The 23,193-nt window shown below is 53.7% G+C and carries 21 protein-coding genes; 13 read left to right on the top strand and 8 right to left on the bottom strand.

The annotated features are described in order from the left end of the window. Positions 1-55: 55 nt before the first annotated feature. The 6 genes from J9880_RS20600 to pspA all read right to left on the bottom strand — a co-directional run bounded on the left by J9880_RS20600 (position 56) and on the right by pspA (position 4,175). On the bottom strand, positions 56-1,123 hold the full coding sequence (locus tag J9880_RS20600) for a YcjF family protein (protein WP_232769872.1): 1,068 nt from the start codon (positions 1,121-1,123) through the stop codon (positions 56-58). Further along, positions 1,120-2,517 (bottom strand): YcjX family GTP-binding protein, encoded by a 1,398-nt coding sequence (locus J9880_RS20605; RefSeq protein ID WP_095921561.1) that lies wholly within the window; start codon positions 2,515-2,517, stop codon positions 1,120-1,122. Before J9880_RS20605 ends, J9880_RS20600 begins: the two co-directional genes overlap by 4 nt. After that, complete coding sequence (locus tag J9880_RS20610) at positions 2,492-2,743, bottom strand: phage shock protein PspD (protein WP_095921560.1); 252 nt, start codon at positions 2,741-2,743, stop codon at positions 2,492-2,494. Before J9880_RS20610 ends, J9880_RS20605 begins: the two co-directional genes overlap by 26 nt. Positions 2,744-2,827: 84 nt before the next feature. Continuing rightward, complete coding sequence (gene pspC, locus J9880_RS20615) at positions 2,828-3,187, bottom strand: envelope stress response membrane protein PspC (RefSeq protein ID WP_095921559.1); 360 nt, start codon at positions 3,185-3,187, stop codon at positions 2,828-2,830. Beyond that, positions 3,187-3,414, bottom strand: a complete 228-nt coding sequence (gene pspB / locus J9880_RS20620) for an envelope stress response membrane protein PspB (protein ID WP_013576050.1) — start codon at positions 3,412-3,414, stop codon at positions 3,187-3,189. The genes pspC and pspB overlap by 1 nt, the downstream gene beginning before the upstream one ends. Positions 3,415-3,503: 89 nt before the next feature. Next, the gene (gene pspA / locus J9880_RS20625) at positions 3,504-4,175 is read right to left on the bottom strand and encodes a phage shock protein PspA (protein ID WP_119826229.1); all 672 of its coding nucleotides are present in this window, start codon (positions 4,173-4,175) and stop codon (positions 3,504-3,506) included. A 233-nt stretch (positions 4,176-4,408) separates the two neighbouring features. Here pspA and pspF point away from each other — a divergent pair, with 233 nt between their 5' ends. From pspF to dtpA, 8 genes are all read left to right on the top strand, one after another. After that, the gene (gene pspF / locus J9880_RS20630; RefSeq protein ID WP_195816920.1) at positions 4,409-5,416 is read left to right on the top strand and encodes a phage shock protein operon transcriptional activator; all 1,008 of its coding nucleotides are present in this window, start codon (positions 4,409-4,411) and stop codon (positions 5,414-5,416) included. A 364-nt stretch (positions 5,417-5,780) separates the two neighbouring features. Continuing rightward, positions 5,781-7,445 carry an ABC transporter substrate-binding protein SapA gene (sapA, locus tag J9880_RS20635; RefSeq protein WP_133823542.1) on the top strand — a complete coding sequence of 555 codons (1,665 nt, stop codon included), beginning with the start codon at positions 5,781-5,783 and terminating at the stop codon, positions 7,443-7,445. Further along, a complete protein-coding gene (gene sapB, locus J9880_RS20640) occupies positions 7,442-8,407 on the top strand; it encodes a putrescine export ABC transporter permease SapB (protein WP_095921555.1) in 966 nt (321 codons plus the stop codon). The genes sapA and sapB overlap by 4 nt, the downstream gene beginning before the upstream one ends. After that, positions 8,394-9,284, top strand: a complete 891-nt coding sequence (gene sapC, locus J9880_RS20645; RefSeq protein WP_095921496.1) for a putrescine export ABC transporter permease SapC — start codon at positions 8,394-8,396, stop codon at positions 9,282-9,284. Before sapB ends, sapC begins: the two co-directional genes overlap by 14 nt. Then, positions 9,284-10,276, top strand: a complete 993-nt coding sequence (gene sapD, locus J9880_RS20650; RefSeq protein ID WP_095921495.1) for a putrescine export ABC transporter ATP-binding protein SapD — start codon at positions 9,284-9,286, stop codon at positions 10,274-10,276. Before sapC ends, sapD begins: the two co-directional genes overlap by 1 nt. After that, positions 10,276-11,085, top strand: a complete 810-nt coding sequence (gene sapF, locus J9880_RS20655) for a putrescine export ABC transporter ATP-binding protein SapF (protein ID WP_095921494.1) — start codon at positions 10,276-10,278, stop codon at positions 11,083-11,085. The genes sapD and sapF overlap by 1 nt, the downstream gene beginning before the upstream one ends. Positions 11,086-11,214: 129 nt before the next feature. Beyond that, positions 11,215-12,417, top strand: a complete 1,203-nt coding sequence (locus J9880_RS20660; protein ID WP_095921493.1) for a CMD domain-containing protein — start codon at positions 11,215-11,217, stop codon at positions 12,415-12,417. A 581-nt stretch (positions 12,418-12,998) separates the two neighbouring features. Continuing rightward, positions 12,999-14,510 (top strand): dipeptide/tripeptide permease DtpA, encoded by a 1,512-nt coding sequence (dtpA, locus tag J9880_RS20665; RefSeq protein WP_095921492.1) that lies wholly within the window; start codon positions 12,999-13,001, stop codon positions 14,508-14,510. Between the two features lie 94 nt (positions 14,511-14,604). On the opposite strand, the gene J9880_RS20670 is transcribed toward dtpA, so the two are convergent. Both J9880_RS20670 and J9880_RS20675 read right to left on the bottom strand, forming a co-directional pair. After that, positions 14,605-16,500 carry a diguanylate cyclase domain-containing protein gene (locus J9880_RS20670; protein WP_131693453.1) on the bottom strand — a complete coding sequence of 632 codons (1,896 nt, stop codon included), beginning with the start codon at positions 16,498-16,500 and terminating at the stop codon, positions 14,605-14,607. Positions 16,501-16,665: 165 nt separating this feature from the next. Then, complete coding sequence (locus J9880_RS20675) at positions 16,666-17,697, bottom strand: AraC family transcriptional regulator (protein WP_232769873.1); 1,032 nt, start codon at positions 17,695-17,697, stop codon at positions 16,666-16,668. A 306-nt stretch (positions 17,698-18,003) separates the two neighbouring features. Between J9880_RS20675 and J9880_RS20680 the strand changes: the two genes are divergently transcribed. The 5 genes from J9880_RS20680 to gstA all read left to right on the top strand — a co-directional run bounded on the left by J9880_RS20680 (position 18,004) and on the right by gstA (position 23,183). Further along, positions 18,004-18,273 (top strand): hypothetical protein, encoded by a 270-nt coding sequence (locus tag J9880_RS20680; protein ID WP_095921490.1) that lies wholly within the window; start codon positions 18,004-18,006, stop codon positions 18,271-18,273. 208 nt (positions 18,274-18,481) lie between these two features. Beyond that, positions 18,482-19,549 carry a GGDEF domain-containing protein gene (locus J9880_RS20685; RefSeq protein ID WP_162928662.1) on the top strand — a complete coding sequence of 356 codons (1,068 nt, stop codon included), beginning with the start codon at positions 18,482-18,484 and terminating at the stop codon, positions 19,547-19,549. A gap of 191 nt (positions 19,550-19,740) precedes the next feature. Then, positions 19,741-21,414, top strand: coding sequence for a putative bifunctional diguanylate cyclase/phosphodiesterase (locus tag J9880_RS20690; RefSeq protein ID WP_095921488.1), 1,674 nt, complete (start codon positions 19,741-19,743; stop codon positions 21,412-21,414). A gap of 124 nt (positions 21,415-21,538) precedes the next feature. Next, complete coding sequence (gene dapA / locus J9880_RS20695; RefSeq protein WP_131693454.1) at positions 21,539-22,405, top strand: 4-hydroxy-tetrahydrodipicolinate synthase; 867 nt, start codon at positions 21,539-21,541, stop codon at positions 22,403-22,405. A 172-nt stretch (positions 22,406-22,577) separates the two neighbouring features. After that, complete coding sequence (gstA, locus tag J9880_RS20700; RefSeq protein WP_119826241.1) at positions 22,578-23,183, top strand: glutathione transferase GstA; 606 nt, start codon at positions 22,578-22,580, stop codon at positions 23,181-23,183. Positions 23,184-23,193 lie beyond the last annotated feature (10 nt).

The raw sequence follows: 23,193 nt of genomic DNA on the forward strand, positions 1-23,193 counted from the left end.
ATAAGCCCCTGCTCACGCGGGGGCTTTTTTGTATTATTTTTCCATCAGCGGGTCATTAAACCCCTGACTGGGTTTTATCACTCTTCACCATGCTGTTTTTCAGCTTGCCGATAAGCTCGCGGCGAAAATCACCGAGTTTCGGTTTATCCCCTTCCAGCCACGGCAGCGGACGGCAAAGTTCCATGGTTTTGATGCCCAGACGTGCGGTCAGCAGACCGGCACCGATACCTTGTGCCGCACGGGCAGACAGACGCGCGGCCAGATCCTGCGACATCCAGTCCATGCCCACTTCGCGCACCAGTTCGGACGCACCGGCGAAGGCCATGTTCAGCAGCACCAGACGGAACAGGCGGATGCGGCTGTAATAACCGAGTTCGATGCCGTACAGGACGGCAATACGGTTCACCAGACGCAGGTTGCGCCAGGCGATAAACGCCATGTCCACCAGCGCCAGCGGGCTGACGGCGATCATCAGTGCCGATTCGGCAGCGGAATGGCTGATTTCCCGACGCGCCTGCGCATCGAGCACCGGCTGAACCAGACGGGCGTAGAGTTCGACCACTTCGCGGTCATTTTGCGTTTCATGCAGCGATGCCTGCCAGCGTTGCAATGCCGGGTGACTGTTATCCAGCCCGGCCTGCGCCGCCAGTTTTTCGCAAAACACCCGCCCCTGCCCCAGACCGTGGCTGTGCAGTAAGTCCCGTGCCGTGTCACGCTCGTCAGCACGCTGACGCAGACGGTACAAACGCCGCCACTCCGTCGCGACGGAACCGACACCGGCGATGATAATCAACCCGCCGGCGGTACAGGCACCGAGCGCCACCCAGTCCTGCTGGATCCACGCGTCGTGTACCCATTGCACGCCCTGCGCCACGACGCTGATCCCCAGCACCGCCACGCCCAGACGCACCACTTTTCCCCATAAACTGCGGCGTGGTTTCAATGCGCGGTTGAGCACTGCTTCGGCCTCGCCCTCTTCCTGCTGTTCATCCGTTTCAACGGAAACCGGAATAAAACGTTCTGACATTTGCTCGTCAAACGCCAGCGCCGGTTTGATCACCGGATCGACCGGGGCCCTTAATTCCATTTCAAAATCGATACGCGGTTTAATCGGTTCGCTCATCGCATTTTATCTCCCAGTAAAAACTCCATCACCGCATCCAGACGGATGTGCGGCAACGGGGTGTCCACGCTCATTTCACGCGGACGAAACTCGTCAAAATGGAAACCCTGTTTCTGCCAGAACGCATGTCCCGGCAGGCGTGCAGGCACTTCGCCGGGGAATACGGTCAGCGGCGCGCCATCCTGCAAACGGTGGCCTTTCAGCGCGGGCAACGTTTGCCCCTGATATTCCACCATGCCGGTTTCCGTCGCCTGCACCGAGGCCAGACCGGCGCAGTCCATGCTGATGCCTTCGAACGCCGCATTCTGCCAGGCTTCCTGCACCAGTTGCTGTAACAGCGACACCAGATTAGCGTGCTGATCGCCGGTAATGTGGTCGGCTTTGGTGGCGGCAAACATCAGTTTGTCGATACACGGATTAAACAGACGACGGAACAGCGTGCGCTTGCCGTAGTGGAAGCTTTGCATCAGCTGAGTCAGCGCCAGACGCATATCGTTGAACGCCTGCGGTCCGCTGTTCAGCGGTTGCAGGCAATCGACCAGCACAATCTGGCGGTCAAATTTCACAAAGTGGTCTTTATAAAAGCCCTTCACGATGTGCTGACAGTAGTAGTCGAAACGGGCGCGCAGCATGCCGAGGTTGCTGTTTTTATCTGCCTGCGCCAGTTGCGCATCGGAATAACGGTTCAGTTCGGGCCAGGGGAAGAATTGCAGCGCAGGCGCACCGGCCATGTCGCCCGGTAAAACAAAACGCCCCGGCTGGATAAAATGTAAACCTTCCGTTTTGCAACGCACCAGATAGTCGGTGTACGCCTGCGCTATCGCGCCCAGCAGATTTTCATCCGCCGGTGCCAGCGGATCACATTGCTGGCACAACGTCAGCCACGGCTTCGCCCATTCTGCACGATCGCCCTGTAACAGCCCCGCCATCTGGCGGGACCAGTCGAGATAATTTTGCTCCAGCATGGGCAAATCCAGCAGCCATTCGCCGGGATAATCGACGATCTCCAGATATAACGTGGAGGTGTCTTTGAAGTGACGCAGCAGGGAATCGTTAGAGCGGTAACGCAGTGCCAGACGGATTTCGCTGACGCCACGGGTCGGCGTCGGCCACGCGGGCGGCGTGCCATAAAGCGATGCCAGCCCTTCGTCGTAGGCAAATCGCGACACGCCCAGATCACGTTGGGGAACGCGTTTTACACCGAGCAGACGCTCCTCGCGGGCAGCCGAAAACAGCGGTAAGCGTGCGCCGCTGTGCATATGTAAAAGCTGGTTAACGAAGGCGGTGATGAAGGCGGTTTTTCCGCTGCGGCTTAAACCGGTGACGGCCAGCCGCAGATGGCGATCCATGCCGCGATTGATCAGTGAATTAAACTCGTTTTGTAGTCTTTTCATTGCTCTCCCTGGCGTAGCGCCCAAACAGCGCGGTCAGAATACGTTTGAATAACGGTTCTAATAATAGTGCTAAAACATACCGCAGTGGCCCTTTTCCCACCACGCCCAGCACTCGCGCCGCCAGCCCGGCAGGACCAAAGGTCAGCGCCAGCGTGATCGCCACGCTGAAAATTTTCGAAAACAGGCTGCGCTTACCCGGCAGCGAGGAATTCAGATAACGGGTCATAGTGATTCCTTAAGCGGGACGTGAAAGGGAAAATGGCAGCCGGAGCAATTTCCGGCGACCAGAGGCAAAGCGGATAATACTGAGTTAAAGCTGACGGAAGCGGCTGCGTACGCCAAAGGTTTCTGAGGTGACGTAACGCTCGACCTGACGCAAACGCTGCTCACTGGCTTGCAGTTCGCGGTCGGCTTCTTCCAGCAAATTACGCGGCGACGGCGCGGTATCTTCGTCATATTCACTGGCAGGCACCGGGTCCAGCACGTAACTGAGAATGATGTATGCCACAACGGTGAACATAAACAGGCCGAAGAAAATCGACAATACGGCCATAATCCGCAGCAATTTAACCGGCACGCCCAGATAATGCGACAGCCCGGCCAGCACGCCTTTTACCACGCCCTCTTCCGGCACACGGTAGAGTTTTTTCTCAGACAGACGGGTCGCCATTATGATTGCCTCCAGCCCGGATGTTCGGCATCAAGAATTTCTTCCAGCGCCTGAATACGTTCGCGCATACGTTGCGCTTCATGGGTCAGGCTGGTGAGATTTTGCATCTCATGCTGACTGAGCTGGCTGCCATTTTGCTGGCGATTGCTGTAGTGAAGCCACAACCAGACGGGCGCCACGAATAAAACGAAAATGGTCAGCGGGATGGCTAAGAACAGGAAGCTCATTGTCTCTCCTTATGAGTCTTTTTTATTACCGGTTACGGCGTTTATCCTGCAACAACCCGCCTGCGAACAGGCAGGTTTACTGGCAAACATTATGCGTCCTGGTTGCCGTTCATTTTCGCTTTCAGGGCAGCGATTTGTGCGCTGATTTCATCGTCGGCTTTCAGTTCGGCAAATTGCTGATCCAGCGATTTCTTTTTACCGATGCTGACGCTTTCTGCTTCCGCTTCCATATGATCAATGCGGCGTTCAAACTGCTCAAAACGTGCCATGGCTTCATCAATTTTACCGCTGTCAAGCTGACGACGAACGTCACGCGACGAGGCCGCTGCCTGATGGCGTAAGGTCAGCGCCTGCTGACGCGCACGGGTTTCGGTCAGTTTGCTTTCCAGTTCACCAATTTCTGACTTCATGCGATCCAGTGTTTCTTCCACCACCGTGACTTCGTTTTTCAGCGTGGTGACCAGCTCGGACAGTTTTTGCTTTTCGATCAGCGCCGCACGGGCCAGATCGTCTTTATCTTTACGCAGCGCCAGTTCGGCTTTGTCCTGCCATTCAATCTGCTGGGCTTCACCCTGATCGATACGGCGGATCAGCTGTTTCTTTTCTGCCAGCGCACGGGCGGAGGTAGAACGCAGTTCCACCAGCGTGTCTTCCATTTCCTGAATCATCAGACGAACCAGTTTTTGCGGATCTTCTGCTTTATCCAGCAAAGTATTGATGTTGGCGTTAATGATGTCAGCGAAGCGAGAAAAAATACCCATAATCGAAATTCCTCTTTGTTTCTGTTTGGTTTCCGGCCAAATGATTACCGGTTAAAGCCACATGATAATTTTCTACCGCGGCGATAACTCTCTATCAGGATCCGTGCCAACTTTTTAAAATCATTATCTTCATGAATAAATTGAATTTTTTCATAGCGTCTCTGCTATGCTTATTTTTCGAGATGATTATTTTCACTAAGTGTTAGTGTTTTTCACCACACAAGGAAAGGCAAATGACGGATAACACAGACAATTTACTCGGCGAGGCCAATGCCTTCATTGAAGTGCTGGAACAGGTCTCGCAACTGGCGAAGCTGAACAAACCGGTGCTGGTGACCGGCGAACGCGGCAGCGGGAAAGAACTGATCGCGCACCGTCTGCATTATTTGTCACCCCGCTGGCAGGGGCCGTTCATTTCGCTCAACTGTGCGGCGCTCAATGAAAATCTTCTGGATTCAGAGCTGTTCGGTCATGAAGCGGGCGCATTTACCGGCGCGCAAAAACGCCATCTCGGACGCTTTGAACGGGCGGACGGCGGCACGCTGTTCCTCGATGAACTGGCGACCGCGCCGATGCTGGTGCAGGAAAAACTGCTGCGCGTGATTGAATACGGCCATCTCGAGCGCGTCGGCGGCAGCCAGCCGTTGCAGGTGGATGTGCGGCTGGTGTGCGCAACTAACGATGACTTACCGCAACTGGCCGCAGAAGGGAAATTCCGCGCCGACCTGCTTGACCGGCTGGCGTTTGATGTGGTGCAGTTGCCGCCTCTGCGTGAACGCCAGCAGGACATCATGTTGCTGGCCGAACATTTCGCCATCCAGATGTGCCGCGAACTTTCATTGCCTTTATTCCCCGGCTTTACCGAATATGCCCGTGAAACCCTGCTGGCCTACCGCTGGCCGGGCAATATCCGCGAGCTGAAAAATGTGGTGGAACGTTCGATGTACCGTCACGGCACCAGCGATTTCCCGCTCGACAACATTATCCTCAACCCCTTTGCGCGGCGCACTTCCGCAGCTGTTCCGGCAGATGTCAGTCAGCCTGACGCTCTGCCGACGTTACCCTTAGATCTGAAACAATGGGTCACGGAGCAGGAAAAGAATCTGATTGAACAGGCTTTACGGCAGGCGCGGTTCAACCAGCGTAAGGCGGCTGAGCTGCTGAACGTGACATATCATCAGTTGCGCGGAATGTTGAAGAAACACGCCATTCAGGTGAATTCGCAGGAAGTGGCTGAATAACAGGCAAAAAAAAGCCAGCACCCGAGCTGGCTAAGTAATACTGGAAGCAATGTGAGCAATGTCGTACCTCGCGGTTAACGTCCCTGGCGGGCCGTCTCTCGTCCGGTGAAAAGAATGATAATGGTTCTCAGTATCGTCTGTAAAGCACTTTGTTGAGAATATTTCTCATTACCACAATGTCGTTATGGCTACTTATTGAACATCCTTAAGGTCATTAAGGACTCCGTTTTATTTCGCTTTACGCCTTGTCCGGATGATTTTTGCGCGATGTGCCGCAGGATCATACGCTGTTTTGCGCAATGGATTGGGGTACTTCGCAGAGTACGGTACACTTAAGGTATTGCACCTTAACTTTGAAGCCCTTATGCGTCGTCTAACTTTGTGGATGCTTTTACTGAGCAGTTTGTCCACAGCAGCTTTTGCTGAGACTGCCCCCCAACACGCCAGCCCGACGGCAGTCAGTACGCCGGTGAAAGATATTCGCCAGAGCGGCTTTGTCTATTGCGTTAATGGCATGATCAATACTTTTAATCCGCAGAAAGCCAGCAGCGGGTTAATTATCGATACTCTTGCAGCACAGTTATACGATCGCCTGCTGGATGTCGACCCCTATACCTACCGCCTGATCCCCGAACTGGCGCAAAGCTGGGACGTGCTGGATGACGGCGCTACCTACCGTTTCCACCTGCGCAAAGACGTGCCTTTCCAGAAAACCCGCTGGTTTTCACCGACCCGTAAAATGAACGCCGACGACGTGGTGTTCAGCTTCCAGCGCATTATCGATCCGGATAATCACTATCACGCGGTCAACGGCGAGGAATACCCGTATTTCGACAGCCTGCAGTTTAGCCGCACAGTGAAAAGCGTCAAAAAACTCGATGATTATACAGTTGAGTTTCGCCTGAATAACCCGGACGCATCATTCCTCTGGCATCTGGCAACGCACTATGCGCCGGTGCTTTCCGCCGAGTATGCCGGCCGTCTGACCAAAGCCGGTAATGAAGAAGAGATCGACCGCCAGCCAGTCGGAACCGGCCCCTTCCAGCTTGGCGAATACCGCACCGGCCAGTACGTCCGTCTGGCGCGCAACGGCCAGTACTGGAAAGGCACCCCGCGCATGTCGCAGGTGGTGATTGATATGGGTGTCGGCGGCACCGGGCGTTTATCCAAATTGCTGACCGGCGAGTGTGATGTGCTGGCCTATCCGGCGGCGAGTCAGTTGTCGATTCTGCGTGAGGATCCGCGCCTGCGTCTTTCCCTGCGCCCCGGCATGAACGTTGCGTATCTGGCATTCAATACCAGCAAAGCGCCGCTCAACGATCCGCGTATCCGTCAGGCAGTGGCGCTGTCCATCAATAACCAGCGTCTGATGCAGTCGATTTATTACGGCACGGCAGAAACCGCCGCATCTATTTTACCGCGCGCCTCCTGGGCGTATGACAGCAATGCACAGGTCACGGAATACAATCCTGAAAAAGCGAAGCAAATACTGAAAGATCTCGGTCAGGAGAAACTCAGTCTGCATTTGTGGGTGCCGACGGCGTCGCAATCCTTTAACCCCAGCCCGCTGAAAACCGCCGAGCTGATCCAGGCCGATCTGGCACAGGTGGGCATCCGGGTGACGATTGTGCCGGTCGAAGGACGTTTTCAGGAAGCCAAGCTGATGGAGATGAACCACGATCTGACGCTGACCGGCTGGTCGACGGACAGCAACGACCCCGACAGTTTCTTCCGCCCGATGCTCAGTTGCGCGGCGATCCATTCGCAGACCAACTATGCTCACTGGTGTAGCCCTGAATTCGATGAGTTGTTGCGTCAGGGGCTGTTGTCACAACAACTTTCTCAGCGCATTGAATTCTATCAGCAGGCGCAAAAAATCCTTGAGCAGGAGTTACCGGTGCTGCCGCTGGCGTCCTCCCTGCGTCTGCAGGCCTACCGTTATGATATTAAAGGGCTGGTGCTGAGCCCGTTTGGCAACTCGTCGTTTGCGGGTGTGTTCCGGGATGATGAAGGAAGGAAAGCCCCATGATCATCTTCACGTTACGTCGTATTTTACTGTTGCTGGTCACCCTGTTTCTGCTCAGTCTGGTGGCGTTCAGCCTGAGTTATTTCACCCCGAATGCGCCGCTGCGCGGGGCGTCGTTGTGGGATGCCTATCACTTTTATTTCACCGGCCTGTTCCAGTTTGATTTTGGCGTGTCGAGCATTAATGGCGAAAGCATTACCTATCAGCTGAAATCGGTTTTTCCGGCCACCATGGAACTGTGTGTGCTGGCTTTCGCGCTGGCGCTAATCGTCGGTATCCCGCTGGGCATTCTGGCGGGGGTGATGCGCGGTAAATGGCCGGATGTCGCCATCAGCAGCCTCGCCCTGCTCGGTTTTTCGATTCCGGTATTCTGGCTGGCCGTGTTGCTGATGCTGTTCTTCTCGTTGCAACTGGGCTGGCTGCCGGTCTCAGGCCGTCTTGATTTGCTCTACCAGTTGAAAACCGTCACCGGCCTGACGCTGGTGGATGCGTGGTTGTCCGATTCACCTTATCGCCATGAAATGATCATGAGTGCCGTCCGCCATATGATTTTGCCGATCGCCGCGCTGGCCGTCGCACCGACCACCGAAGTGATCCGCCTGATGCGCATTTCCACCGACGATGTGCTGGCGAAAAACTATGTGAAAGCCGCCGCCACCCGTGGTTTATCGCGCTTTACCATTATCCGCCGCCACGTGCTGCACAATGCGCTGCCGCCGATCATTCCTAAACTCGGCCTGCAATTTTCGACCATGCTGACGCTGGCGATGATCACCGAAGTGGTCTTTAACTGGCCGGGCATCGGCCGCTGGCTGATTAACGCTATCCGCCAGCAGGATTACGCGGCAATTTCTGCCGGTGTGATGGTAGTCGGTTCGCTGGTGATTGTGGTTAACGTGCTGTCAGACATTCTGGGCGCGGTGATGAATCCATTGAAACATAAGGAATGGTATGCCCTTCGATAATGTATACCGCGAAAAACAGGTTCCCAGTCCGCTGCGCCATACGTGGGGGATTTTCTACCGCGACACGCTGTCGATGATCGGCTTTTACGGCGTGCTGGGTCTGCTGTTGCTGTGTATTTTCGGTCATCTGCTGGCGCCTTATGCGCTCGATCAGCAGTTCCTCGGTTATCAGTTGCTGCCGCCATCCTGGTCGCGCTACGGCAATGTGTCGTTTTTCCTCGGCACGGACGATCTGGGGCGCGATTTACTTAGCCGGATGTTAACCGGTGCTGCGCCGACGATTGGTGGCGCGCTGGTGATCACGCTGGCGGCCTCGCTGTGTGGCGTGATTATCGGCGTACTGGCGGGGATCAGCCGTGGCCTGAAATCGGCCATCCTGAACCATATTCTCGATACATTGTTGTCGATCCCTTCCCTGCTGCTGGCGATTGTGGTGGTAGCCTTTATCGGCCCGAAACTGGAACACGCGATGCTGGCCGTCTGGCTGGCGTTGTTGCCACGTATTTCGCGCACGATTTACAGCGCCGTACACGATGAGCTGGAAAAAGAGTATGTGGTGGCCGTAAGGCTCGACGGTGCCTCGACCTGGCAAATCCTGCGCTATGCCGTGTTGCCCAATATTGTGGCGGTGCTGGCAACGGAATTTACCCGTGCACTGTCGATGGCGATCCTGGATATCGCCGCGTTAGGTTTTCTCGATCTGGGCGCGCAACTGCCTTCACCGGAATGGGGCGCGATGCTCGGCGACTCACTGGAACTGGTGTATGTCGCGCCGTGGACGGTTATGTTGCCGGGTGCCGCCATTCTGGTTAGCGTGCTGCTGATCAACCTGCTGGGTGACGGTGTGCGTCGGGCGATCAATGCGGGGGTGGAATAATGCCCTTACTCGATATCCGCAATCTGACCATTGAATTTATGACTGCCGACGGTCCGGTGAAAGCCGTAGATCGCGTCAGCATGACCCTGAATGCCGGTGAAATCCGCGGACTGGTAGGCGAATCCGGCTCAGGCAAGAGCCTGATTGCCAAAGCAATTTGTGGGGTGACCAAAGACAACTGGCGCGTCACCGCCGACCGGATGCGTTTTGACAATATCGACCTGTTGCAGCTGTCGCCACGCGAGCGGCGCAAACTGGTCGGGCAAAACGTGTCGATGATTTTTCAGGAACCGCAGTCCTGTCTGGATCCTTCTGAAAACATCGGCCGTCAGCTGATTCAGGCCATTCCCGGCTGGACGTATAAAGGACGCTGGTATCAGCGCTGGAAATGGCGGAAAAAACGCGCCATCGAGTTGCTGCACCGCGTCGGCATCAAAGATCACAAAGACATTATGGCCAGTTATCCGTATGAGCTGACCGAAGGTGAATGCCAGAAAGTGATGATCGCCATTGCACTGGCGAACCAGCCACGTCTGCTGATTGCCGATGAGCCTACCAACGCCATGGAACCGACCACTCAGGCGCAGATTTTCCGCCTGCTGGCGCGTCTCAACCAGAACAATAACACCACGATTTTGCTGATCAGCCACGACCTGCAAATGATGAGTAAATGGGCGAACCGCATTAACGTGCTGTATTGCGGGCAAACAGTGGAAAGCGCCGTGTGTGAAGAACTGCTGTCGGTACCGCATCATCCTTATACTCAGGCGCTGATCCGCGCGATGCCGGACTTCGGGCGTTCACTGCCCCATAAGAGCCGCCTGAATACGCTGCCGGGAGCCATTCCGTCACTGGAACATTTGCCGATTGGCTGCCGTCTCGGGCCGCGTTGCCCGTATGCACAGAAAAAATGCATCGAAACCCCGCGTCTGCGGCTGGCGAAAACCCATGCGTATGCCTGTCACTTTCCGCTGAACATGGAGGAGCAATAATGGGCGAAACCCTGCTCGAAGTCCGAAATCTGAGCAAAACGTTCCGTTATCGCACCGGACTGTTCCGCAAAATGAATCTTGATGCCGTGAAGCCGGTGAGTTTTACGCTGCGTGAAAAACAGACGCTGGCGATTATTGGCGAGAACGGCTCAGGGAAATCGACGCTGGCGAAGATGCTGTCCGGCATGGTGGAGCCGAGCGGCGGCGAGATCCTGATTGATGAGCATCCGCTGGAGTTTCGCGATTACCGCTTCCGCAGCCAGCAAATCAGGATGATTTTTCAGGATCCGAGCACCTCGCTCAATCCGCGTCAGCGTATCGGACAGTTGCTTGAAGCCCCGCTGCGTCTGAACGGGGAAATGGATGCCCAGCAGCGTGAACAGCGCATTAATCAGACCTTGCGTCTGGTCGGTATGCTGCCCGATCACGCCAATTATTATCCGCACATGCTGGCATCCGGTCAGAAACAACGTGTGGCGCTGGCGCGGGCGCTGATCCTGCAACCGAAAGTGATTGTGGCCGATGAGGCGCTGGCCTCGCTCGACATGTCGATGCGCTCGCAAATCATCAATATGATGCTCGAGTTACAGGAGAAGCAGGGGATCTCCTACATTTATGTGACGCAGCATCTGGGCATGATGAAACATATCAGCGATCAGGTGCTGGTGATGCATGAGGGTGAAGTGGTGGAACGCGGCAATACCGCTGAAGTGCTGGCGGCCCCCTTGCATGATCTGACCAAGCGATTGATTTCCAGCCACTTTGGTGAAGCACTGACCGCCGATGCCTGGCGGCGTGACGGGAATTAAGGCTAAAACGTCATCTATTCCTTTTCGATATGATTTATCGCTTAACATTATTTTATATCGACAGCAGTATCGGCAACGATAGGGTCTGATAATTCGCCTGAGTGACAGGCTTGAAGAAAGGACCCGTTCATGGAACAACAACGCAAGGCCGCGCACAGCGGCTGGTATCATGAAACTCAATCCAGCCAGTATGGTCATCTGCCGCTCGATCCGCATGCTGCGTTGGTTCAGGATCGCTTTCTGCTGGGCCTTGATGCGCAACTTGACCCGACACTGCGTCAGTTGCTTAATGAACGTCAGAGACTGCTGCATGCTTCCCGCGCCTGCTATGACGTGCTGTTCCCGGAGACGCTGAACGTATCGCGGACCGAAACGTTATCTTTATATGACCGGCTGAGCAGTGCACTGACCGTCGCGCAGGTCAGCGGCGTGCAGACACTTTGTAGCCATTACGCCGCACGCCTCGCCCCGCTCTCCAGCCCTGATGCCTCCCGTGAAAGCAACATCCGCCAGACCCACATTACCCAGTTCGCCCGCCTGCTTGCCACCCAGCCGACACTGATCACCACACCGATGCTGCACCAGCTGTACGACGTGGGTTTCAGTACCCGCGATATTGTGACCTTTACCCAGCTGATCGGTTTTGTCAGTTATCAGGCGCGCGTGCTGGCTGTGCTCAATGGTTTACGGGGCCGCGCGGCTGCCGTGCTGCCCGGTTTCCCGTCACCGGAAGGCTGCGAACAAACCGGCTTTTCACTGGCGATGTTGCAGTGGACTTCGCGGCTGCCGGAAGTCGCGCCGGAAAGCGCCAGCCAGCATCAGCAGGATGTGCTGGATTTGATCGCACCGGATGCCCGTTCTTCCTCGTTCTATACCCTGCTGGTGCATGATGCCGACGCACTGAGCGAATTCTCGGCGGTGTTCAATCACATTATGCAGGCAGGCGAACTGCCTAAAGCGGCGTGGCGCGAACTGGCTGCCGTGGCGACGTCGCAACTCAACGGTTGTTTGTACTGCGCCGGTATCCACGGACGTTTGTATCTTGAAGCGGGCGGTAATGACCGGCTGATCAACACGTTGTTCGAAGAGCATCATCGTGATGATGCTGTCGATACGTTATCGAAAAACCTGACAGATAAAAAAGAGGCCGCATTATTGCAGGCGGTCGTGGCACTGACCCGCACGCCTGAACGGTTTGATGCCCGGCAGTTACATGGATTATCAGATGCGGGTTATTCGGCGACGCAATCTCTGGATATTCTGCTGACAACGGCGCTGTTCAGCTGGTCGAATCGTCTTATTCAGACGCTGGGCGATACGCTGAGCCAGTAGTTTCCCCCCTTTTCCTTTCATGCTAAATCCCCTCTCTCCGGCAAGATATTCCCCTGCCGGAGTGGTCAATTGTAAATGCCCGCGCCACTTAACCGCCATAAGTCGTATTAATCTTATTTTCAATCGGAAATTTAGTGTTAAAACGCGATGCAGATCACATTACACTGTGACCCGTTCCTGATAGCTCTTCAGCAGCAAATCGGGCGTTCATAAAAACCCAGAAAAACCTCGTTATCGCAGATGTATTCACTGTTTATTCATCTTCATCCAGACAATAAAACCGCTTAAGACTTTTCCGGTAAAACAATAACCACAACGCATTGTGGATTATTATTCATACAACATATTCACATTGTCTATTTAGAAAACATAAACGTTAATTCTGCATAACATTTCGAACACAGTTTAATCAGGTCGGATAAGTTAAATGTAACGGCATATGTCAAACTCCTTGCCTCATTTACGAAGATAGTGAACATTACTTGCCGTCATCCCATCTTATAACAATGCAAAGGGTGCTTATTTCGCGCCACTTATGCGTTTCCGCCACTGAAAGGCGGAAGGAATAAACAGAGGTCCGAGTGTCAACTGCAAACAAAACACCAAACAACGAAAGCGTGAGTCTGAACGCCTTCAAACAGCCAAAAGCGTTTTACCTGATCTTCTCCATCGAATTGTGGGAACGTTTCGGTTATTACGGCCTGCAAGGGATCATGGCGGTTTACCTGGTCAAAATGCTTGGCCTGAGTGAAGCCGATTCCATCACCCTGTTCTCTTCCTTCAGTGCACTGGTCTACGGCTTCGTGGCAATCGGTGGCTGGCTCGGCGATAAAGTGCTGGGGTCAAAACGCGTGATCGTGCTTGGCGCGATTGTTCTGGCGTTAGGTTATTCCTTCGTTGCCTATTCCGGCCACGAAGTCTTCTGGGTTTATCTGGGTATGGCGACTATCGCCGTCGGCAGTGGCTTGTTTAAAGCAAATCCATCCTCATTGCTTTCTACCTGCTACGAAAAAGATGACCCGCGTCTTGATGGCGCATTCACCATGTATTACATGTCTGTGAACATCGGCTCATTCTTCTCCATGCTGGCAACGCCATGGCTTGCCGCGCAGTACGGCTGGAGCGTCGCGTTCTCCCTGAGCGTGGTCGGTATGCTGATCACCATCGTGAACTTCATGTTCTGCCGCAAATGGGTAAAACGTCAGGGTTCAAAACCAGACTTCGCACCGCTGCAGTTCAAAAAACTGCTGATGGTTCTGGTCGGCGTGGTGGCACTGGTGTTCCTGTCCAGCTGGTTGCTGCATAACCAAACCATCGCACGTATGGTTCTGGGTGTGGTGTCCGTGGGTATCATCATTGTGTTTGCGAAAGAAACCTTCTCCATGCAGGGCATTGCACGTCGTAAGATGATTGTTGCTTTCCTGCTGATGATGGAAGCGGTGGTATTCTTTGTGCTGTACAGCCAGATGCCAACGTCGCTGAACTTCTTCGCGATCCACAACGTGGGTCATGATCTGCTGGGTATCAGCTTCCAGCCTGAGCAGTTCCAGGCGCTGAACCCGTTCTGGATCATGGTGGCAAGCCCGATTCTGGCGGCTGTCTATACCAAAGTGGGCGACCGTATGCCAATGCCGCACAAGTTTGCGATTGGTATGGTGCTGTGTTCAGGTGCATTCCTGGTTCTGCCGTGGGGTGCAAGCCTGGCGAATGAGCAGGGTATCGTGTCTGTTAACTGGCTGGTACTGAGCTACGCGCTGCAGAGTATCGGTGAGCTGATGATTTCAGGTCTGGGTCTGGCGATGGTGGCACAACTGGTTCCACAGCGTCTGATGGGCTTCATCATGGGTGCCTGGTTCCTGACTACCGCTGCGGCGGCGATCATCGCAGGCTACGTAGCGAACCTGACTGCTGTGCCTTCAGACATTGAAGATGCTCATGCTTCACTGGCTATTTACAGCCATGTGTTCCTGCAGATTGGTATCGCGACTGCCGTGATTGCGGTTCTGATGCTGGTCACAGCATCTAAACTGCACCGCATGACGCTGGATCGCGACACTGACGAAAAACAACCAGAACTGGCTTCCGCGCAGTAAGCGCAGAAAGAATCTGACGATGGTTGACGAACGCCTCCTCCGGGAGGCGTTTTTTATGGTGCAACGCCCTGCCCCTCCGCCGTTCCCCTGTTTTTCACCCCAAATAATACCGCCCTTTCCCGCTCTGCTTCGCCCGGTACATCGCGGCATCGGCGCGTGCCATCAGCGTATCGGGTAACAGCGGCTGACGGGCGCGGCCGACTGCCACACCGATGCTGGCGGATAAGGCCACCGGAACCCCGGCCACCCGCTCGATGGCGTGTAATGCGCTCATCAGGCTGATGCAAATGCGGCTGACATCACTTTCGGTATTCACCAGATGCCCAAGCAAAACGGTAAATTCATCCCCGGCCAGACGCGCCACCACGTCCTGAGAACGCAGATGACTGCGCAGGGTATGACCGAAGAACTTCAGGATTAAATCACCAAATTCGTGCCCGTAGGTGTCGTTATAAGCTTTAAAATTATCAATATCCAAAAAGAGCAATGCGATGTCTTTATCTGCTTTTTCTTGTTGTCTGGCTGCATACATCAGAGACTGCTGAAACGCGCGCCGGTTAGGTAAGCCGGTCAGTGGATCGTGATTGGCTTCGAATTCCAGCTGCGCCTGTAATTCTTTAATCTCACTGATATCTGTCGACAGGCCGTAGTAGCCCTGGCGGATATCGTCGCAGGGGATCAGCGTGGTATGCAGTACGCCGCCTTTGCCGTGACGGGAATGATGCGGCAACTCAATTTCGTAACTGACAGCAATGCCCTGTAAAGCCTGACGGATGTAGGGCTGAATTTTTTGATAACTGTCATCCCCGACCACTTCCCTGACCGTCTTCCCGCTGACCTGTGTCTCCTCAACTCCGTACCAGTTGGCATGGAAATGGTTCACAAAGGTGTATTGCTCGCTGGCATCTACATGGCAAATCAGCGCGGGAATGTTGTCGGTGATTGCCCTGAGACGGTTTTTACTTTCCGTCAGTTCGCGCTCACGCGTCAGCCGCTGGGCGATTTCCTGATGTAACTGATCCATCGCCACCTGTAACTCGTTGGTGCGCGCCGCCACCCGCCGCTCCAGGTCTTCCTGCAGCGTATACAGCGCCTGTTCGATGTGTTTACGTTCGGTAATATCGTTGATGACCACGATGTAGTGATGGGCTTCACCGGCGGGATTGCGCACCAGCGAGGCGGTCAGTGTCACCCAAAGCGTGCTGCCGTCAGCCCGTTGCAAAAGTTTCTCGACGCTGAAGCTGTTGATCTCACCGGAAAGCAAACGGGGAACCAGAATGTTCTCGGCATAAATGTCTTCGGGATGCGTGACGTCATGCAGCAGGCAGGCGCGCAGCTGATATTCAGCGTACCCGAGCATATTGCACACCTGCGGATTGATCCGCAGCCAGCGCCAGTCGAGGCCGACAAGCGAAAACCCGACGGCGGCATGCGCAAATGTCTGTTCAAACAGGGCTTCACTTTTTGCCAGATTATCTTCCACCCGCGCCGTGTACTGACGGTTTTCCAGATGAAAAATGTAGCTTTGCACCAGCGCGGTCATGTCCGTCAACGTCTGCTGGTCTTCGTCGCTCCATTCCCGTACCCGGTCATCAATCAGACACATGGCGCCCAGTGCGATCCCCTCTTTCGAGTGCAGCGCACAGCCCGCATAAAACACAATGTGCGGGGCACCGGTTACCAGCGGGTTGTCATGAAAACGCAAATCGAGGCGGGCATCCCGCACAATCAGGGGGCCGGATTCCAGAATGGTGTGACCACAAAACGAGGTATCGCGGGGAGACTGGTTGATATCAACCCCGGTATGAGACAAAAACCACTGCCGGTCAGTATCAATCAGCGAAACAACCACCGCCCTGACCTGAAACTGGCGGGCGGCCATCCGGGTGATCCGGTCGATTTCCTCAATTCTGGGGGAATCCAGTATGCCCAGAGAAGCCAGTATGGCAAGACGAGCCTGTTCATCTACTGCCGGTTGAGGGACTAACATAATGCACTCTCAATGATTACTGGTGAATATTCCACCAAGTCTACTGTGTTTGTCCGAAAAGACGGCGCTGAATCCGCCCCTGAGAGGCAAAAATCAGAATAGTGACAGATCACGAAATGCGTATTTTTTTAACAGCTGGTGAACAAATAAGGCTAAATCAAACGATTAAAGCGAACTCACCCAATTCACATGCGTGGCATCCGCCTGCCCGGAAAGCTCGGCATCACGGCGGAATTTCTCCCGCATCTCTGACGGCGTTGTCCCGTAGAACTCATGGAAGTAACGGCGCAGCGAACTCAGCTCCAGCCCGCACTGGCGGGCGATGGCGGCCAGACTCTGATCTGACATGGAAGACGTACGCAGCAGTCGCTTCGCCAGCAACAGACGGCGGCTGCGGATAAACTGCGCGATGCCCCCCAGCGGCTCAAACAGGCGGTATAGCCCGGAGCGGGAAATGCCAAAATCTTTGCACAGAATATCGATACTGATCGGACTGCCCAGATGCTTTTCGATATACAGGCAGATGCGTTCAAGACGCGCGCTCTGCTCAAACGGGTGTTCCACTTTTTTGCCCGCCACCAGATGCAGCGTTTGCAGGAACACGGCAGCCGCCCCTTCGCCGGTGCTCAGGACTTCCTGCTCGGTCATCTGATCAAACACCTGCACCATGGTGGCAAAGTGATTGCGCAGGATGATATTGACCGGAGAAGTGGCCGGGATGCGTTTGCCGTGCAGTGCCGCAATGTCGACATTAAAATGCAGGCTGTGCTTGGGCATAATGATGTACTGGTAAGAACCGAGGCGCGGTTTCTGATCCCCCGGATATACATGGATCTTAATCGGCTGAGACATATCCTGAATCATGATGTCTCCCTGATTAAGCATAAATCGCTCGCCATAACACTGGCACTCCATGCCGCCGATGATGATGATGAAAATCACAATGTGATCCGGCATGGAAAACAGGTTGCCGTACTGGCGGTTAATATCATGCTCACTGACGGTCAGCACGCCACCAATGACGCGGCCAAAGTTGTAGCCCGTCACGCCCCAGTCAAATTCTTCCCTGTGACGGTCAGGCAATTCCAGTTTAAAACCGGCACTGGACATTCCGTCTTCCCATTCGTAAAAACGGGTTTCGAAATCCTGATAAATGTTGGCGCCGTCAACGATCTTACGTGAAGAGGAGTCGCTCATTTTGTCACCGAAAATTAAGATAATTCCGAAACGATAATCCACGTCAGCCTGTGAAATCAATCCTCAGCAGCAATTGGTAATACTTTTTCACCGCAGACCCTTATTTTGGATATGCACAAAGGCTGTCTAAAAGACTGTGAAATCAGGCAGTAAACCGCGTTAACCGGCGGATTGTGCCCGCAGGTAATTCGCGATAATAATTTGCGGATCAGTTAATATTACCGGCGTTAACCGCACTTTTCGGTTTGCTATCCTTAATTAAACCTAAGTCAAATTAATGACTCAGAAAATCACCAGGAGCATGCGATGGAAAAAAGAAAGGTCCTGGATGAAGGACGTCAGCTGAAAAGAATCAATGCGGAAACCCGCAGGCAGTCGCATATGCATAAATGGTTTGCCATCATTGCGGCGCTCGATTGTGTGCTGGTTATTTTTTATGATCAGGATATGCGAAATATCGTTTTCTCGGCAGGCGTCTGTATCGTTTGCACCTTTCTGTGGCTCAAAGGCCGCAAACAATCCCGTGGTTATCGCCGCGAATGGGATGAAAAATTCGGCACCAAAAAGCATCACTGAGTGCTTTATTGCCGTATTATCCCGCGTCAGCCTCCTTCGTTTATAAAGAAATTCCTAAATTTACTGAAAGTGTTTCTGTCCGGTGCCTCTTATCAGTCAGAATAACATCCGGCATACCCGCAAATAACAACTCATACAATTTATGCATCTCGACGTTTACACGTTATTTATTTTTGAGCTTTATATTCTCATCCTGCTTACCGGGGTCATGCTGTTTGCATGGATCGGTGGCCGCAGGGATCCGACGCTCGGGCTTACCGCCCTGATGCTGGCCTTTTCTACCGCCGGAACCTTACTCAGCAGCTTCCGTTCAGGCGCCCATGACATTATTCCGGTGCTGTTGAGCAATATCACCATCCTGTTTTGCTACGGCATATTGTGGGCCGCTTTGCGCACCTTTACCGGACGGCGGATCCTGCTGCCCGTGGTGTTTGCCGGGCCGCTTATCTGGGCGCTGTTTTGCCTGTACCCTGTTTTTTATCACGCGCTTTCCCAGCGGATTTTTCTCGGCTCACTGTTAATTGCCGGATATACGCTGCTGACCACGGTTGAGCTTTGGCATGCACGCAAACAGCTTCATGTGACGTTCTGGCCGGCGCTGCCGCTGAGTTTATTCCATGCCTGTTTCTATCTTGTCCGGCCATACTTCGATGATGGCATTCCTTATGCGGAGACAGCGGGCGGTCATAGCAGCGGATTCTTCGCTATACTGATTTTTGAAGCTATTTTGTACGCTATCTGTCTGTCTTTCATCATTCTCGCCATGGTGTATGAGCGCGGGCAACTCGGTTATAAGCAAGCGTCCCTGCGTGACCCGCTGACCGGCGTGGGCAATCGCCGCGCATTTCTGGAATACGGTAATGAACTGATCAGAAAGCGTAAAAATAACGTATTCCCGCTACAACTTATCTTGTTTGATCTGGATAATTTCAAAAGACTCAATGATCAGTACGGCCATGCCGGTGGCGATTCGGCGCTGGTTTTCTTTTGCAACGTGGTCAATTCCACGCTGGGAAAAAAAGATATTTTTGCCCGTATCGGCGGTGAGGAATTTGCCTGTCTGACCACGCAACCCAAAGATCAGGCGATAAAAATGGCGGAAACTATTCGTTTTCAGCTGGCGCAGAATTCCCTGCATAATATCCCGATGACGGTCAGTGTCGGCATGGCATTCAGTGAACCGGAACAAGATTCGATTTCGCACTTATTAATCCAGGCAGATCATGCTTTGTATCGGGCAAAATCCGCCGGTAAAAACCGTATTGAACTGAGTTGATCGTTATTCACCCGAATAATATATCGAATACCTTACTTAGGGCGTGATAACCGATTGAATTTTAAAATTTAAAAACAACGGTAATATTCTCATCCAATTGTGAGTAATAATTGCAAAAAACAATCTGATGAGTTCACTGGCTTACACGCTCTGCCACATCACACTCATTTTCTGCTCGGGGTAGTTAACTCATGCTTACAGATATTGCGATATGCCAGGCAGTTCTTGATGCTCTTCCCGAAGCGACGGTTCTTAAAGATGACCAGCGGAAACTGGTGTTTCTTAATCAGAAAGCCAGTGAATTTTATGGTCGTCCGCGGGAAGAGTTGATTGGTCAGGATGTGTCTTTTTTTACGGATACTGAACAAGCGGCACGGCAGCGTCAGCGCGATATCGAAGTACTGGAAACCGGTGAAAAAACCGTTAATGAAGAAACACTGGTGGATCCGTCAGGTAAACGCCGCAATGTGCTGGTGCGAAAATCCCGCGTCACTCTGGAGACCCGGCATTTTATTCTGACCTCCATTATGGATATTTCGTTGTTACGCAGTTCAGAAGCGCAAATCCGTTACCTTGCCCGCCACGATGTGTTAACCGGCCTGCCAAACCGCACCGCACTGAACGAAGAGCTGAGCCAGATTGCGGCACAGCGCATGTATCGCCCCGAGCCGTACGCCCTCTTCCTGCTGAATTTGAACGATTTTAACTACATCAATGACACCTACGGTTATCAGGCGGGCGATGCGATCCTGTGTGAATTCGGTCAGCGTCTGCGTAATGAAGTCGGCAACAGCGGCACGGTGTCACGCATCGGCGGCGATGAATTCTCCATTATCTTGCGCAACAGCCCGAGCAGTGAAATGGCCAATAATCTGGCGCTGGAAATTTTGGTGATGATGCGCCAGCCGTTTACCCTGACGCGCGCCAACCCGATGATCACCATTTCCTTCGGTATCGTGATGTTTGGTGCAGAGAACATTACAGCAGGCGAAATCATGCGACGCGGCAATACGGCGTTGCTGGAAGCCAAGCAGCGCGGCAAAAATATGTTTTCGTTTTACTCGGAATTGCTCGATGCCAGCAGCGTCAGCAAACGCATTATGGTGAAGGCGCTGGCCGAATCGCTGGCTAAAGAAGGCGATCTTTCCTGCGTGTATCAGCCGATTTTACGCAGCCGCGACGAAAAAGTGGTATGCGTCGAAGCACTGGCGCGCTGGAATCACGGTGTGCTGGGACAGGTCTCGCCGGTTCAGTTTATTGCGCTGGCTGAAGAAACCGGGCTGGTGATCCAGCTTGGGGAAATTGTTCTGCGTCAGGCATGCCGGGATATCAAAACCTTCGGCCAGTTGAATCTGGCGATCAACGTCTCTGCGGTGCAACTGGGCGAACCTGATTTCGGCCCCCGCATTCTGGCAGTTCTGGCGGAAGAGGATTTCCCGCCATCGCGGCTGGAACTTGAACTCACCGAAACATCGGTTATGAATGCCAACCCGGTCAGCCTCAGCCATCTGGCGACGTTACGTAAAGCCGGGGTGAAAATTTCCCTCGATGATTTCGGCACCGGTTACTCCAGCCTCAGTTTGCTGAAAGATATCTCGGTGGACAGTGTAAAAATCGACCGTTCGTTTGTGCAGTACGTCACAGAAGTGAACGATACTGCCGCCATCGTTTCTGCCGTCTCGCAGTTGGGCAATAAAATGCATCTCAATGTGATTGCCGAAGGCGTTGAAAATCAGCTGCAAAAATCCTTTTTAGTATCAGCAGGTTGTTCCCATCTTCAGGGTTATCTTTTTTCACGCCCGGTGCCGGTTGAAGTGTTAAGTACCTTACTCAGCAATGAAATGAATATGCTGGCCGGTACCTGACCCCTGCATTCATTAGCACCATAGATAACTCAAAACACCTTATTAATTCATTCAATTGGCGCTCGTCCCTGTTTTACTGACATGATCCGAGGCTGATAAATCACGCCGTTTAAGGAATTACATCATGTCATCGTTTTCAGGTATCTGGGTCCCGCTGGTCACGCCTTTCCGTCAGGGTGAGATCGACTTTAGCGCATTGAAATCATTGTGCACCCGGCTGCTCAAACGGGGCGTTGATGGCGTTGTCGTTTGCGGGACCACCGGTGAAGCGCCGATGCTCACCAAAGAAGAACAGTTGCAGGTGCTGGATGCGGTACTGGAAATCGTGCCGGGTCATCAGGTGATCATGGGACTGTCCGGCACGCACATGCCGGTTATCCGCGACATGCAGGAGGCGATCCAACGCCGCCCGGTTGCCGGTCTGCTGATCCCCGCGCCTTATTACCTCCGCCCTTCTCAGCCTGCGCTGGTGGCCTGGTTTAATGAAATTGCCGACCGCGCCACGGTGCCGGTGGTGTTGTACAACATCCCATACCGTACCGGCGTGCATATGGAAATTGAGACCTTCCGCCAGCTGGCTAAACATCCGCGCATTACCGCCGTGAAAGATTGTGGCGGCAGTATCGACCTGACGCTTTCGCTGATTGGTGACGGGGAACTGGATGTGTTGTGTGGTGAGGACGTGCAGATATTTTCCACCCTGAGTCTCGGCGGTGCGGGCGCGATTGCCGCGTCGTCGCATATTTTCCCGGAAGAATTTGTTCAGCTGATCCGCCAGTTCAGGGAGCAGGATATCGTTGCCGCGCGTAAAACCTTCTTCGGGCTGCTGCCGATGATCCGCCTGATGTTTTCGGCCCCGAACCCGGCGGCCATTAAATACGCCTTATCGCTGGATGGCCTGATGAATAATGAGTTGCGCTCACCCATGCTGCCAGCGCCGGAAAATGTGGAAGTGGCGGTGCGGGATTTTCTGAATCAGCATACCCGCTGAGGGAGCCCGTACTGGTGAATCTGCGCACCCGGACGCACTGTCACAATTAAAACGCTGACATTTGTGCCCGCCAGTTCTAGGATAGAAGCAGATTTTATATAAGCCTGTCGCTGCCCCGCGGAACCGGAATGTTTCGCGGGTTCTGCCGGGTTGCTCATCCAATGGAGTGTTTATGAAACTGTATTATAAATCCGGTGCCTGTTCCCTTTCTCCCCATATCGTCCTGCGTGAAGCGGGTCTGGACTTCAGCATCGAGAAAGTCGATCTGGCGACCAAGAAAACCGAAACCGGTGATGACTTCCTCGCCGTTAACCCGAAAGGTCAGATCCCAACGCTGCTGCTCAATGATGGCAGTATTCTCACCGAAGGCGTGGCTATCGTGCAGTATCTGGCTGACCAGAAACCTGACCGCCAGCTGATGCCGGAACAGGGAACGCCAGCCCGTTATCACGCGCTGGAATGGCTGAACTATATCGCGACTGAACTGCACAAGGGTTTCTCGCCGTTGTTCAATCCAAAAGCACCGGAAGAGTTTAAAACGCTGACCCGTGAAGCACTGAGCAAGAAATTTGCTTACGTGAATGAGTCCCTGAAAGGCAATCACTTCCTGCTGGGTGCCCGTTTCAGCGTTGCGGATGCCTATCTGTTCACGGTGATGGGCTGGGCGAAGGCGCTGAAGTTTGACCTGACTGCGCTGACCGAACTGAATGCTTATCTGGAGCGTGTTGCAGCGCGTCCGGCCGTTGATGCGGCGCTGACGGCTGAAGGCCTGAAGTAATTTCCTGAGC

It is taken from the genome of Rahnella victoriana (genome assembly GCF_021276285.1).
Taxonomy (GTDB): domain Bacteria; phylum Pseudomonadota; class Gammaproteobacteria; order Enterobacterales; family Enterobacteriaceae; genus Rahnella; species Rahnella victoriana.

Bases quoted from the DNA above. Each gene is read 5' to 3' on its own strand.
- sapD (WP_095921495.1), top strand. From the start codon at position 9,284: ATGCCCTTACTCGATATCCGCAATCTGACCATTGAATTTATGACTGCC.
- J9880_RS20670 (WP_131693453.1), bottom strand. From the start codon at position 16,500: ATGTTAGTCCCTCAACCGGCAGTAGATGAACAGGCTCGTCTTGCCATA.
- pspC (WP_095921559.1), bottom strand. From the start codon at position 3,187: ATGGCGACCCGTCTGTCTGAGAAAAAACTCTACCGTGTGCCGGAAGAG.
- J9880_RS20610 (WP_095921560.1), bottom strand. From the start codon at position 2,743: ATGACCCGTTATCTGAATTCCTCGCTGCCGGGTAAGCGCAGCCTGTTT.
- gstA (WP_119826241.1), top strand. From the start codon at position 22,578: ATGAAACTGTATTATAAATCCGGTGCCTGTTCCCTTTCTCCCCATATC.
- pspF (WP_195816920.1), top strand. From the start codon at position 4,409: ATGACGGATAACACAGACAATTTACTCGGCGAGGCCAATGCCTTCATT.
- J9880_RS20680 (WP_095921490.1), top strand. From the start codon at position 18,004: ATGGAAAAAAGAAAGGTCCTGGATGAAGGACGTCAGCTGAAAAGAATC.
- sapF (WP_095921494.1), top strand. From the start codon at position 10,276: ATGGGCGAAACCCTGCTCGAAGTCCGAAATCTGAGCAAAACGTTCCGT.
- dapA (WP_131693454.1), top strand. From the start codon at position 21,539: ATGTCATCGTTTTCAGGTATCTGGGTCCCGCTGGTCACGCCTTTCCGT.
- sapB (WP_095921555.1), top strand. From the start codon at position 7,442: ATGATCATCTTCACGTTACGTCGTATTTTACTGTTGCTGGTCACCCTG.
- sapA (WP_133823542.1), top strand. From the start codon at position 5,781: ATGCGTCGTCTAACTTTGTGGATGCTTTTACTGAGCAGTTTGTCCACA.
- pspB (WP_013576050.1), bottom strand. From the start codon at position 3,414: ATGAGCTTCCTGTTCTTAGCCATCCCGCTGACCATTTTCGTTTTATTC.
- J9880_RS20685 (WP_162928662.1), top strand. From the start codon at position 18,482: ATGCTGTTTGCATGGATCGGTGGCCGCAGGGATCCGACGCTCGGGCTT.
- J9880_RS20690 (WP_095921488.1), top strand. From the start codon at position 19,741: ATGCTTACAGATATTGCGATATGCCAGGCAGTTCTTGATGCTCTTCCC.
- sapC (WP_095921496.1), top strand. From the start codon at position 8,394: ATGCCCTTCGATAATGTATACCGCGAAAAACAGGTTCCCAGTCCGCTG.
- J9880_RS20675 (WP_232769873.1), bottom strand. From the start codon at position 17,697: ATGAGCGACTCCTCTTCACGTAAGATCGTTGACGGCGCCAACATTTAT.
- pspA (WP_119826229.1), bottom strand. From the start codon at position 4,175: ATGGGTATTTTTTCTCGCTTCGCTGACATCATTAACGCCAACATCAAT.
- J9880_RS20660 (WP_095921493.1), top strand. From the start codon at position 11,215: ATGGAACAACAACGCAAGGCCGCGCACAGCGGCTGGTATCATGAAACT.
- J9880_RS20600 (WP_232769872.1), bottom strand. From the start codon at position 1,123: ATGAGCGAACCGATTAAACCGCGTATCGATTTTGAAATGGAATTAAGG.
- J9880_RS20605 (WP_095921561.1), bottom strand. From the start codon at position 2,517: ATGAAAAGACTACAAAACGAGTTTAATTCACTGATCAATCGCGGCATG.